Raw genomic sequence first — 12,165 nt, forward strand, 5'->3', positions numbered from 1 at the left:
TCAGGCAGTGGTGCACGAACGTCATGCGCTCCAAGGTCGAGCCGATGAAGGACGTCGCGCGGATGATCCGCAAGCACTTCGACGGCATCCTGGCCTGGAGCCAGACCCGCCAGACCAACGGCTTCCTCGAAGCGCTCAACGGCCTGTTTCAGTCCGCCAAGCGCCGCGCTCGCGGCTTCACCCGCTTCACCACTATCAGAACCGTCATCTTCCTGATCGCCGGCAAGCTCGACTTCGCAGTGATCAACCCTCATGCCCGGCAACCCACTTGAAATTCAACAGAGCCTCTGGTACATGAGCATCCTCGGCAGCCTGATGACGCTGGCCTACTTCATCTTCGGCAAGAACGACGCGGTCGGCATCCTGCAGAACCTGTTCCCCAGCTTCACCGCCTGCTACAGCCTGTACCTGGACATCCGCCACCGCGGCTGGAAGCGCGACCGCAACAGCCACTGAGAGGACCGCGATGCGGGTGCTGCTGGTCGAGGATTCCGCGGTGCTCGGGCAGGCCCTGCACGACCACCTGGAGCGCGCCGGCCACGCCTGCGACCTCGCCACCGACGGCCAGCAGGCGCTGGCCCACCTGCACGCGCACGCCTACGATGCGGTGGTGCTCGACCTGATGCTGCCCCGGCTGGATGGCTTCTCCGTGCTGGAACGCCTGCGCGCGGGCGGCGACACGGTGCCGGTGCTAGTGCTGTCGGCGCGCGACCAGGTGGCCGACCGCGTGCGGGCGCTGGATGCCGGGGCCGACGACTACCTGGTGAAACCGTTCGCGCTGGACGAGCTGCTGGCGCGCCTGCGTGCGCTGGTGCGCCGCCCGCCGCGCGCGCAGCCGCCGCTGCTGCGGCTGGGGGCGATCGAACTGGACCCGCGCCTGCGCCTGGCCCGCCACGCCGGCCGCGACCTCGACCTCTCGCCCAAGGAATACGCACTGCTGGAGGTGCTGCTGCGCGAGCGCGGCCACGTGCTCTCGCGCGCGCAGCTGTTCGAGCGCCTGTACGACCACGGCAGCGACGCCTCCGACAAGGTGGTGGAGGTGATCCTGAGCACCCTGCGCGCCAAGCTGGCGCGCGCCGGTGCCGGCAACCCGGTCCAGACCCGCCGCGGCTTCGGCTACACCATCCCATGAAATACCCATGAAACGCCCATGAGCACGCCCCTGCCCACGCCAACCGAGCCGCCGCCGCGCGCCGCCCGCGGGCGCGACTGGTCGCTGCGGCGCCGCCTGGCCTGGCAGCTGGCGCTGGCCGCCGGCGCTGTGCTGGCGCTGCTGTTCGTGCTGCTGGACACCCTGATCGACCGCGAGATCTACGCCCATCTCGACCAGGGCCTGACCCTGCGCGCCGAGGTGATCGCGCATTCCCTGCAGCGGCACGGCGCCGACCTGCCGCTGGCGGACTACCAGGAGGACGGGCATACCGAGTTCTACACCCTGTTCGACCGCGACGGCCGCGTGCTGGCCACCTCGCCGAACAGCCACGGGCTGGCGCTGCCGCGGCCCGCGCCGGGTGCCGGGGCGCTGCCGCGCTACTACGACGCCCGCCTGCCGGACGGCCATGCCGGCCGCCTGCTGGCGCTGGCGCAGGTGGATGCCGACGGCCGCCCGGGCGTGCTCGCGGTGGGCACCGAGCGCGCGCACTGGGATTCGGTGGAACGCCGCGTGCACATGCTGCTGGCGTCCGGGATCGCGCTGGCGCTGGTGGTGGTGGTGCTGCTCAGCCTGTGGCTGGTCGGGCGCAGCTTCGGATTGCTGGAACGGCTGCGCGCACAGGTCGCGGGCGTCGATGCTGACACCCCCGCGCGGCTGCCCGACGACCTGCCGGCCGAGCTGCATCCGTTCGCGCAGGCCCTGCAGGCCGGCGTGGAGCGCTTGCGCCTGGCCCTGCAGCGCGAGCGCCGCTTCGCCCGCGACGTGGCGCACGAGCTGCGCACCCCGGTGGCCGAGATCCGCGCCAGCGCCGAGGCCGCCCTGCCGCAGGTGCAGGAGGTGCCGGCGCGGCAGGCGCTGCAGGCCAGCCTGGAGGCCAGCCAGCGCATGCAGCGCAGCATCGAATCGCTGCTGACCCTGGCGCGGATCGAGTCCGGGCTGGAACGGCCGTCCACCGATCCGTTCGACCTCGGCGCCCTGCTGCGCACGCTGCTGGACGCCGCCGCGCCGCGGCTGCAGGCGCGCGCGCTGGAGCTGGCCGACACCCTGCCCAACAGCGCCTGGTGCATGGGCGATGCCGGGATGCTGGAACGGCTGGCCAGCAACCTGCTGGACAACGCCATCGAGTACGCGCCGCCCGCCAGCCGCGTGCGGGTCCACCTGTGGCGCACCCCGGACGGTTGGCGCCTGGTGGTGGGAAATTCCGCGCCCGGACTGGCGGAGGCCGACGTGGCGTACTTCGGCGAACGTTTCTGGCGCCGCGAAGGCGAAGGCGGCACCGCGCTGCATGCCGGCCTCGGCCTGGCCCTGTGCCGGGCGCTCGCGGACGCGCTCGCGGTCCCGCTGGAATTCGCGCTGGAAGACGGCCAGCTGCAGGCCCGCATCGGCCCGCTGCCGGTGCTGTAAGCGCCTCGTTCGTGGCAAGTCTTTCCCATTCGTGGTGAGCCCTGACCCATTCGTGGTGGAGCTTGACCCGTTCGTAGTGAGCCTCACCCCCCGTTCGTGGTGAGCCTGTCGAACCACGGACGGGCCCGTTCCCCATCACACGTCTCCACGCGCCTGCCGGTGGCGTCTTAAGCAAGCCCAAAGCCTGGCGCGCGAAGCTGGCGGCCCCTTCCGCCCGCCAGACGCCGCCATGCCGCCCAGGATCCCGCGCACGCCCCTCCGTTCCGACCGCCCGCACGGGGTGCGGCGATGAGCCCGCGCCTGCGCCGCACCGCCGGCATCGCAGGTGCCGCCGTCATCCTCGTCCTGCTGGGCTGGCGGCTGTGGCCGCGCAGCGAGACCACCAGCGCCGCCGCCGCGCCCCCGGCCGCCGCCCCCGATGGCAGCGTGCAGCTGGCGCCTTCGCAGGTGCAGGGGCTGGGCATCGCGCTGGCGCCGGTGCGGCGCGCCGACAGCGTGCCGGTCACTGGCCTGCCGGCGCAGACCGAGGCCCCGCTGGAGGCCAGCCAGCAGGTGGCCTCGCCGTGGGCGGGCATGGTCTCGGCGCTGCTGGTGCACGAAGGGGAGCAAGTCCGCGCCGGGCAGCCGGTGCTGCGCCTGCGCAGCCCGGAGGCGCTGCGCGCGGGCGCCGACCTGGCGCGCGCCGGCAGCGAGGCGGACGTGGCCAGCCGCCAGGCGCGGCGCGACGCACAGCTGCTGGCGGAAGGCATCATCCCGGCGGCGCGCAGCGAGCAGAGCCAGGCCCAGGCGCGTGCCGCGCAGGCGGAACTGGCGCGCGCCCGCGATGCCCTCGGCGGGGCGCGGGTGCGCCTGGCGGAGGGCGGCGAGATCGCGCTGCTGGCGCCGATCTCCGGCAAGGTGCTGCGGCGCATGGTGCGCCCCGGGGACGCGCTGCAGGCGCAGCAACCGGCGCTGCTGATCGCCGATCCCGCGCGCCTGGACATCGGCTTCGCGGTCGCCGCCGGCCTGCGCGCGCAGCTCGCGCCGGGGCTGCGGGTGGCGCTGGCCGACGGCAGCGCGGCGCGGGTGGCGGCGATCGGCGCCGACCTCGACCCGGCCAGCCAGCAGGTGCCGGTGCGCGCCCGCTTCGAGGACCCCGCCGGGCATGTCCCCGGCGAACGCTTCGCGGTCACCCTGCTGCTGCCGGCACCGGCCGACGCGCTGGCGATCCCGGCCCAGGCGCTGCTGCCGGACGGCGAGCGCCACGTGGCCTATGCCCGCGACGGCGACCGCTTCCGCGCCGTGCGCATCACCCGCGTGCTCGGGAACGATGGCGTGCACGCGGTGGTGCAGGCGCCCACGCTGCGCCCCGGGATGGACGTGGTGACCCGCGGCACCGCCGCCCTGAAGGCGCTGCTGCCGACGCCGGCCGCCGCTCCCGCCAACGCCCCCGCGCAGTGAGGCCGCCGTGCTGACCCGCCTCACCGAATTCTCGCTGCGCCAGCGCCTGCTGGTCCTGCTGGCCGCGCTCGGGCTCGCCGCGGCCGGGGCCTGGGCGTTCGCGCACCTGCCGATCGACGCCTATCCCGACATCTCCCCGACCCAGGTCAAGCTGATCCTGAAGGCCCCGGGCATGACCCCGGAGGAAGTGGAGCAGCGCGTGATCGCGCCGCTGGAAATGGAACTGCTGGGCACCCCGCGCGCCAGCATGCTGCGCTCCACCGCCAAGTACGCGATCGCCGACCTCACCCTCGACTTCGAGGAAGGCACCGACCTCTACTGGGCGCGGCAGCAGGTCGCGGAGCGCTATGCCGCGGTGGCACCGGGCCTGCCGGCCGGCATCGAGGGCGGGCTGGCGCCGATCTCCACCCCGCTGTCGGACGTGTACATGTTCAGCATCGAGGGCGGCGGCCTGAGCCTGGCCCAGCGCCGCACCCTGCTCGACTGGACCCTGCGCCCGGCGCTGCGCACCCTGCCCGGGGTGGCAGACGTCAACGCGCTGGGCGGGCAGGCGCGCAGCTTCGTGGTGGTGCCGGACCCGGCCAAGCTGGCGCAGGCCGGGCTGAGCCTGGCCGACCTCGCGCAGGCGATCGAGCGCAACAACCGCAACGACGGCGCCGGCCGGGTGGATGCCGGCGAGGAAACCCTGATCGTGCGCGTCGAGGGCGCGCTGCGCGATGCCGCCGACATCGCCGCGCTGCCGCTGCGCGAAGGCCCGCCGCCGCTGCGGGTGGGCGACGTGGCGCAGGTGCGGGTGGACGCGCTGACCCGCTACGGCGCGGTGACCCGCGACGGCAAGGGCGAGACGGTCGAGGGCATCGTCGTCGCGCTGCGCGGCGCGGATGCCAGCACCTTGGTCACGTCGGTGCGCCAGCGCCTGGACGAACTGGCCCCGGGCTTGCCGCCGGGGGTGCGGATCGTGCCGTTCTACGACCGCAGCAGCCTGATCCAGCGCGCGGTCGGCACCGTCGAGCGCGCGCTGCTGGAGGCCACCGTGCTGGTGGTGGTGCTGCTGCTGCTGTTCCTGGGCGAACTGCGCGCGGCGCTGGTGGTGGCGTTGATGCTGCCGTTCGCGGCGCTGGCCACCTTCCTGCTGATGCGGCTGACCGGGATGAGCGCCAACCTGATGAGCCTGGGTGGTCTTGCGATCGCGATCGGCATGCTGGTGGACGCCGCGGTGGTGGTGGTGGAGAACGCCGTCAGCCGGCTCGACCCGCATGCGCCCGGCGCGCATCTGCCGCGCCTGCACCGGGTGTACGCCGCCACCCGCGAGGTGGCGGTGCCGGTCGCCGCCGGCATCCTCATCATCTGCCTCACCTTCATGCCGCTGCTGACCCTGCAGGGGCTGGAAGGCAAGCTGTTCGCGCCGGTGGCGCTGACCATCGTGTTCGCGCTGGGCGCCTCGCTGCTGCTGTCGCTGACCCTGGTGCCGGTGCTGGCCTCGCTGCTGCTGAAGGAGCGCGCGCACGGCGAGCCGTGGCTGATGCGCCGGCTGCATGCGCTGTACCCGCCGCTGCTGGAGCGCGCGCTGGCGCATCCGCGGGTGGCGCTGGGCGCGGCTGCCGGCGCCCTGCTGCTGGGCGTGCTGGCCTGGCTGGGCACCGGCAAGACCTTCATGCCGACCATGGACGAAGGCGACATCCTGCTGCAGCTGCAGAAGCCGGCCTCGATCAGCCTGCAGGCCTCGCTGGCGACCGACGATGCGGTGGCGCGCGCGATCCGGGCGCGGGTGCCGGAGGTGCGCCACGTCATCGCGCGCGCCGGCTCGGACGAGCTCGGGTTGGACCCGATGGGCCTGAACGAGACCGATATGTTCATGCAGCTGGCGCCGCGCGATGCGTGGCAGGTCGCGGACAAGGAGGCGCTGGCCGAGCGCATCCGCAAGGTGATGGCGGATTTCCCGGGGCTGGACTACGGCTTCACCCAGCCGATCGAGATGCGGGTGTCGGAGATGCTGACCGGCAGCCGCGGCGACGTGGCGATCAAGGTGTTCGGCCCGGACCTGGCGACGCTGGGCGAGCTGTCCGCGCGCATCGCCGCCACCCTGGAAGGCATCCGCGGCGCGCAGGACGTGCTCACCCAGGCCGCCGACCACGTGCAGTACCTGCAGGTGCGGGTGGACCCGCAGGCCGCCGGCCGTGCCGGGCTCAGCGTCAGCGCGGTGCAGGACGAGCTGCGCGCGCAGCTGGAAGGCATGCGCGCGGGCAGCGTGATCGAACCCGACAAGCGCACCCCGATCCTGGTGCGCGGCGACGGCGACCTGCGGCAATCGGCCGAGCGCTTCGGGCGCAGCCTGCTGGCGCGCGGCGACGGCAACGGCGACATCCCGCTGGCGGCCGTGGCCGAGATCGCCCCCGCCGCCGGCCCGGTCGCGGTGCGCCGCGAAGGCGGCTCGCGCTTTGCCCTGATCCAGTCCAACGTCAGCGGGCGCGACCTGGTCGGCTTCGTGGCCGAGGCGCGCGCCGCGGTGGCGCGCCAGGTGCCGCTGCCGCCCGGCTACCGGCTGGTGTGGGGCGGCCAGTTCGAGAACCAGCAGCGCGCCGCCGCGCGCCTCGGGCTGGTGGTGCCGGTCGCGCTGGGGCTGATCTTCGTGGTGCTGTTCATGACCTTCGGCTCGGCGCGCCAGGCGCTGCTGATCCTCGGCAACATCCCGTTCGCGCTGGTCGGCGGCATCCTCGCGCTGTGGCTGTCGGGGCAGTACCTGTCGGTGCCTGCCTCGGTCGGCTTCATCGCCCTGCTCGGTATCGCAGTGCTCAACGGGCTGGTGCTGGTGGCGCACTTCAACCAGTTGCACGCCCTGGGGCTGCCGATCGAGCGGGTGGTGCGCGAGGGCGCCCTGCGGCGCCTGCGCCCGGTGCTGATGACCGCCAGCATCACCGCGTTCGGCCTGGTGCCGCTGCTGCTGGCCAGCGGGCCCGGCTCGGAGATCCAGCGCCCGCTGGCCATCGTGGTGATCGGCGGGCTGGTGAGTTCGACCGCGCTGACCCTGCTGCTGCTGCCGCTGCTGTACCGCCGCTTCGCCCATCCCGCGCCGACCGCCCCCGGAGCCTCGCCATGAACACCCCGATCCGCATGACCCTGGTGTTCCCGCCGGAGCTGGAGGACGGCATCACCGAGGCCTTGTCCGCGCACGCCGGCCTGCCCGGCTACACCCTGTTCCATGCCGAGGGCCACACCAGCGATTTCCGGCGTGCCTCCGCGGGCGAGCAGGTGCGCGGGCGCGTGCAGCGGCGGGTGCTGTGGATGCTGATCGACCCGGCGCAACTGGACGTAGCGCTGGATGCGGTGCGCGCCACGGTGGCTTCGCAGGACGTGCGCTGGTGGACCGAGCCGGTACTGGCTGCGGGGAGGCTGGCATGAAGACGCGCCTTGCGATCGCCCCGCCACTGCTGGCGCTGGTGCTGGGCGCGCTCCCGGCGCACGCCGGCGACACCGCGTTCCTGCCGCCGGAGCCGTTGGCCCAGCGCGCGCTGGCCGCCCAGCCCGAGGTGCGCGCCGCGGTCGCGGCGGCGCAGGCCACCCATGCCGACTCGCGCGCGCTGGCGGCCGGCAGCTACGAATGGGAAGCGCAGCTGATCCCACAGCGGCGCAGCGTGGCGCCCGACCTGCGCTACCGCGAGTTCGAGGGCCAGATCAGCCGCCGCATCCGGCTTCCGGGCAAGGCCGCGCTGGACCGTGCGATCGGCCAGCATGCGGACATCGCCGCAAACCTTCGGATCGACGATGCCACCCACCAGGCCGCACGCCGGCTGGGCCACGACTGGATGGGCTGGCTGCGCGCGCGCCTGCTGGACGCGGACACGCAGGCGCAGCTGGAGCTGATGCGGCAGGCGCGCCAGGCGCTGGCGCGCCGGGTGCAGTTGGGCGATGCCGCGCGCCGCGAGCTGGACACGATGGACGCCGAGCTCGCGCAGTTGCAGGCCGAGGCACTGCGCACCGCCTCCGAGGCCGAGGCCGCGCGCAAGGCGCTGGCCGTCACCTACCCGCAGCTGCCGCTGCCGGCCACGCCGCCGTCGCTGCCGGACCCTGCACCGCTGCCGGGCGGCGTCGCCTACTGGCGCGACCTGATCATCGCGCGCAGCCACGAGATCGGGATCGCCGAACAGGACGCGCTGCGCCAGCAGCAGGTGGCCGCGCGCGCACGCGCCGACCGTCGGCCCGACCCAAGCATCGGCCTGCGTGTGCTGGACGACCGCGGCGGCGCCGAGCGCGCGGTCGGGGTGGTGCTGTCGGTGCCGCTGGGCGGCCGCTACCGGCGCGACGTCGCCGCGCGCGAGGCGGCGCGCGCCGACATGGCGCAGGCCGACGTGGATGGCATGCGGCTGTCGATCACGCGCGAGGCCCAGGCCACCGCCGACCTCGCCGAGGCGCGGCACGCGCAGTGGCAGGCGCTGCAGGCCGCGGCTACCGCGCAGGAAGCCGCCGCCGCGCGCACCCGGCGCGCCTGGGAACTGGGCGAGGCACCGCTGGCCGAATGGCTGCTGGCGCAGCGCAACGCCCGCGCCAGCCGCAGCCAGGAGCGCCAGGCGCGGGTGGACGCGCTGGAAGCGGCGCTGCTGGTGCGGATCGACAGCCACGAGCTGTGGCACGACAACGAGGACGAGGCCGACGGCACGCCGCGCGAATGAGCACGCAGGCGCATCGGCGGCGACCGCCCGCGCCGGACTGCCGCGCGGAGGCCGGTGCTACGATCCGCAGCCCTGCCCATGGAAGTCCCGCCGTGACCGCATCGCTGCGCACGCTCATGCTCGCCCTGTGCCTGCTCCCCGCGCTGGCGCGCGCGCAGGCACCGGCGCAGGACACCGCCGCTGATGCCGCCTTCCGCGCGATCTACCAGTCGGAGTGGACCTGGCGGACGCAGCAGGCCGGCGGCTGGAACGAAGACAGCGATGCCGATGCCGGGGCCGCGCAGGACCGCCTGCCCGACGTCGGCGCCCCCGCGCAGGCGGCGCGCCTGGCCTACCTCGAGGGCGTGCTGCGCCGGCTGGATGCGATCGACGTCGCCGCGCTCTCGCCCGGCGAGCGCCTGAACTACGCGGTGTACCGGCCGCAGATCGAGCACCGGATCGCCGCGCTGCGCTTTCGCGAATACGAGATGCCGTTCAATTCCGACAGCGCGTTCTGGTCGGACCTCGACTTCATGGCGCGCTCCGAGCTGCGCGATGCCGCCGCCTACCGCGCCTACGCCGCGCGCCTGCGCGACGTGCCGCGCTATTTCGACCAGCAGATCGCCAACATGCGCGCCGGGCTGGCACGCGGGTTCTCGGTGCCGCGCGCGGTGCTCGCCGGCCGCGACGGCGGGAGACTTGGACGGCTGCTTCCGGGGCATCCTCGGCGGCTTCTTCGACCCCGGCCTCGCGGGCGAGTGCCATGATGGCCTCCTGTGCCGCGCGTTGGGGTTTGGTGTCACCACCTTCCCAGCGGTTGACCGTGGCGAACGAGACCCCGAGCCGCTCGGCGAGCTGCTCCTGGGTGAGATCAAGCTTCGCGCGGATGGCGCGAAGCGTGGCGGGTAGAGGTGTTTGTTTTGTCATGTTTGCGATATTTGCAATATCGCATCGTCTTGTCAAGCGCAGCGTCAACCAAAAATCCTCTTCGCGACCAACACCGAAGACCAAACCCACCTGGCGCCATCGTCAACCGCAGTGTAAACTGACAACTGAAGTGTCAACCAATGAAATGGAGCAGCCTGTGAGCGAGCGAATGTCGAAGGCGCCTGTTTACTATGCGCTGGCACAGGCGCATTTCAATCCTGTTGCCGCGATGGCCAAGTACGTCGACCAGATCCAGGATCGGCTGCGGCGCGAGGGCTACCCACTATTCGAGCCGCAGCAGGTCACTCACTTGGTGGTCCCGGGTCCTGGACAGGCACAGCGCGTCGAGCCGCAGATCCAGCAGACGGTTTCCTGGCTCATGACCAGGAGCGACCGGACGGCCGGTTACATCCTTTCGCCCTCGGCGATCACCTTCCACACGACTCATTACGAAACCCACAATGAGTTCATCCCGGAATTGCTGCGCGGTTTGAATGCAGTGCATGAAACCGTAACCCTCGACCACGTTGGCCGACTGGGACTGCGCTACCTGGATGCCGTATTGCCACAAGCTGGCGAAACCGTCGAACAGTACCTGGTCGGTGGACTGCATGGCGTGGACTTCAATGCAACTCGCCGACACACGATGACCGAGTCTGTGTTTACTACAGAAACTCGCCCACTCCTACCAACTGGGACGTTGGTGGCCCGCGTGTACAGAATGACTGCACCGCTCGGCTTCCCTCCAGACATGCTACCTAGCGGTCTGGCGGTGAATCCACGGTTCGAGATGAAAGAACCTCGCGAACATGGCGTGATCGACACGGATCATTACACCGAAGGGCGTATGCCAATCGATATGGACAAGCTTGGAGAGCAGCTGCTTTCGCTTCATGCGACGATCAAATCCGTGTTCGAAGCAACCACGACGGGTCACGCACGCAAGGCATGGGCATGAGATCATTGGAGGCATCCGCTATGTACACCGAAGCATTGCCTACACATCGAAGTGCGCCGTTCGTCGTGCCAATCAGTGCTGCCGCCACGGCAGCATTCGCGTTGATCGGCTCGACGCTCGCTGTCAGCGGTACCGGTAGCGTGTTCGATATCTCCCGCGCCGGGGAGTGGCGCAAGCTGGTCGAGGCTCGCGTTCCGGTCTATGTCGATATTGGAGTGACAGACGACGTCGTCGAGCGTCCGGATCTTCGTTCCGCTTCGGAACACCTAGCCAACATCCGGCAGGTGCTCAATCCTGCCATCGCTGATCTGGCGGCGGTATTTGGTGTCTCCAGGCAAGCGATCTACAAGTGGATTGGCGGCGAGTCGATGCCTGAGGCCGATAATTTCAAGCGAATCCAATCGCTCAGCCATGTGGCCGATGCTTTTCACGAAGCTGGAATCACACGCGCGCCTGCGATGCTGAAAATGAAGGCGTTCGAAGGCCGGTCGCTGATGGATCTAATCACATCCGACCAGCTTTTGCCATCGCACGTTCAGTCATTGATTGCCGAAGCACGGGCCATGGATATGGCATACGACCGTTCCGGGCTGGCGCGAACCAAAGCCGAACCTTCGGACGATTGGCGTGCCGAGGCTTCCATTCCCGGGTCTCCCGAGCAATGACCTGGGAGGAAGATGAATGCTGGCACGGGATACGGATTGGCGACAGGGCGACATACTCACTCGCCAAACTGCGGCACTACTGGGTTTGGTCGAGACGGCGGATGACGAGGTCCGTGCCATCATCATCACGCATGACTGTGACATCTCACATGAAGCCGAGCATTGCATCGAGGTCATCCTCGCTGACGTAATCGGCGATGCAACGCTTGACCCGCAGCTCTCTTATGCCAAGAACCCGCGTCGACTCCATCTTGCGTACGACGCTGCGGATGGCAGTCTACTGATACTAGAGCTTCGGCAAGGGAATCGACGCGCCATCACCAAAGACACCTTTGCCAAGTACGCGGCGAGGGACGATAGCGTCTTGCTCCCGATCGAATCGAAGCGAGTTTTGAAACAGTGGCTTGCCGCCCGCTATGGAAGGCCGGCGTTTCCAAATGCATTCGAGAACCGGCTGAGCAAGCGCTCCGGCAAACGAGAGGTCAAGAACTGGGTTGGAAAGATTCTGGAGCCGGAAGCAAGGCATCTGGTTGGTCTGTTCTTTGATTTGGGGGAGCAGCGCTGGACTGAAGTAGCAGAGGATGAACCATACGTGCTGTCCATATCCGTGGTTTACGACGCCGTCAATGGGGGCTCATCTGCACGTGAATCCGCCGAACGCGTCGCAAAGCAGTTGCGCGACCTTTTCGAGAAGGCCTACGGGACACCAGATATAGCCACCGAAATCGCACTCGATGCCTGCGAAGCGGTGCCCGACACGCACATGACGCTTGCCGATCTTCGACGCGTAGATCAGTGGCGACTCGAATACATCAGCTTACGCGACGACAAGCAAGGGGATTTTCTTGGCGCTGTTCGCGTTGATTGTTGATCGTCTCAGTCGGTGAGCCGGCCCGAGCGCAGGCTTTCCCCGTGGCCTGAGGTGTTCGGGCGGGGAGAGGACGGTATGCGGGCACGTGAACTCAAGCGCTG

10 protein-coding genes and 3 pseudogenes are annotated in these 12,165 nt (G+C 70.4%); 12 read left to right on the forward strand and 1 reads right to left on the reverse strand.

Annotated elements, in window-relative coordinates; translation table 11 throughout:
* The 9 genes and pseudogenes from FPV26_RS12310 to FPV26_RS12890 all read left to right on the forward strand — a co-directional run.
* The coding region (locus FPV26_RS12310) for a transposase (protein ID WP_147654171.1) at nucleotides 1-272 on the forward strand (272 nt) is incomplete at its 5' end.
* A 10-nt stretch (nucleotides 273-282) separates the two neighbouring features.
* Nucleotides 283-456: pseudogene (locus tag FPV26_RS12315) on the forward strand (lipid-A-disaccharide synthase N-terminal domain-containing protein); the annotation flags it as partial.
* Between the two features lie 10 nt (nucleotides 457-466).
* Nucleotides 467-1,132, forward strand: a complete 666-nt coding sequence (locus tag FPV26_RS12320) for a response regulator transcription factor (RefSeq protein WP_147654173.1) — start codon at nucleotides 467-469, stop codon at nucleotides 1,130-1,132.
* An 18-nt stretch (nucleotides 1,133-1,150) separates the two neighbouring features.
* The gene (locus FPV26_RS12325; RefSeq protein WP_246109288.1) at nucleotides 1,151-2,557 is read left to right on the forward strand and encodes a sensor histidine kinase; all 1,407 of its coding nucleotides are present in this window, start codon (nucleotides 1,151-1,153) and stop codon (nucleotides 2,555-2,557) included.
* 288 nt (nucleotides 2,558-2,845) lie between these two features.
* Nucleotides 2,846-3,997 (forward strand): efflux RND transporter periplasmic adaptor subunit, encoded by a 1,152-nt coding sequence (locus FPV26_RS12330; RefSeq protein WP_147654174.1) that lies wholly within the window; start codon nucleotides 2,846-2,848, stop codon nucleotides 3,995-3,997.
* 7 nt (nucleotides 3,998-4,004) lie between these two features.
* Nucleotides 4,005-7,094 (forward strand): efflux RND transporter permease subunit, encoded by a 3,090-nt coding sequence (locus FPV26_RS12335; protein WP_147654175.1) that lies wholly within the window; start codon nucleotides 4,005-4,007, stop codon nucleotides 7,092-7,094.
* On the forward strand, nucleotides 7,091-7,396 hold the full coding sequence (locus tag FPV26_RS12340) for a DUF3240 family protein (protein ID WP_147654176.1): 306 nt from the start codon (nucleotides 7,091-7,093) through the stop codon (nucleotides 7,394-7,396). The genes FPV26_RS12335 and FPV26_RS12340 overlap by 4 nt, the downstream gene beginning before the upstream one ends.
* Nucleotides 7,393-8,664, forward strand: coding sequence for a TolC family protein (locus tag FPV26_RS12345; protein WP_147654177.1), 1,272 nt, complete (start codon nucleotides 7,393-7,395; stop codon nucleotides 8,662-8,664). The genes FPV26_RS12340 and FPV26_RS12345 overlap by 4 nt, the downstream gene beginning before the upstream one ends.
* 116 nt (nucleotides 8,665-8,780) lie before the next feature.
* A pseudogene (locus tag FPV26_RS12890) lies at nucleotides 8,781-9,335 on the forward strand (DUF885 family protein); the annotation flags it as partial.
* A gap of 103 nt (nucleotides 9,336-9,438) precedes the next feature.
* Here the strand turns inward: FPV26_RS12890 and FPV26_RS12895 are convergent.
* Nucleotides 9,439-9,570 (reverse strand): annotated as a pseudogene (locus FPV26_RS12895) (helix-turn-helix domain-containing protein); the annotation flags it as partial.
* A 169-nt stretch (nucleotides 9,571-9,739) separates the two neighbouring features.
* On the opposite strand from FPV26_RS12895, the gene FPV26_RS12360 reads away from it, so the two are divergent.
* Genes FPV26_RS12360 through FPV26_RS12370 form a run of 3 tightly spaced genes read left to right on the forward strand, consistent with a single transcriptional unit; the run spans nucleotide 9,740 to nucleotide 12,064 of the window.
* The gene (locus tag FPV26_RS12360; protein ID WP_029577192.1) at nucleotides 9,740-10,528 is read left to right on the forward strand and encodes a TIGR04255 family protein; all 789 of its coding nucleotides are present in this window, start codon (nucleotides 9,740-9,742) and stop codon (nucleotides 10,526-10,528) included.
* A gap of 20 nt (nucleotides 10,529-10,548) precedes the next feature.
* Nucleotides 10,549-11,193 carry a helix-turn-helix domain-containing protein gene (locus FPV26_RS12365; protein ID WP_029577191.1) on the forward strand — a complete coding sequence of 215 codons (645 nt, stop codon included), beginning with the start codon at nucleotides 10,549-10,551 and terminating at the stop codon, nucleotides 11,191-11,193.
* A gap of 16 nt (nucleotides 11,194-11,209) precedes the next feature.
* Nucleotides 11,210-12,064 (forward strand): hypothetical protein, encoded by an 855-nt coding sequence (locus FPV26_RS12370; RefSeq protein WP_147654178.1) that lies wholly within the window; start codon nucleotides 11,210-11,212, stop codon nucleotides 12,062-12,064.
* Nucleotides 12,065-12,165: the final 101 nt, after the last annotated feature.

The organism is Vulcaniibacterium gelatinicum (assembly GCF_008033445.1).
Taxonomy (GTDB): Bacteria; Pseudomonadota; Gammaproteobacteria; order Xanthomonadales; family Xanthomonadaceae; genus Vulcaniibacterium_B; species Vulcaniibacterium_B gelatinicum.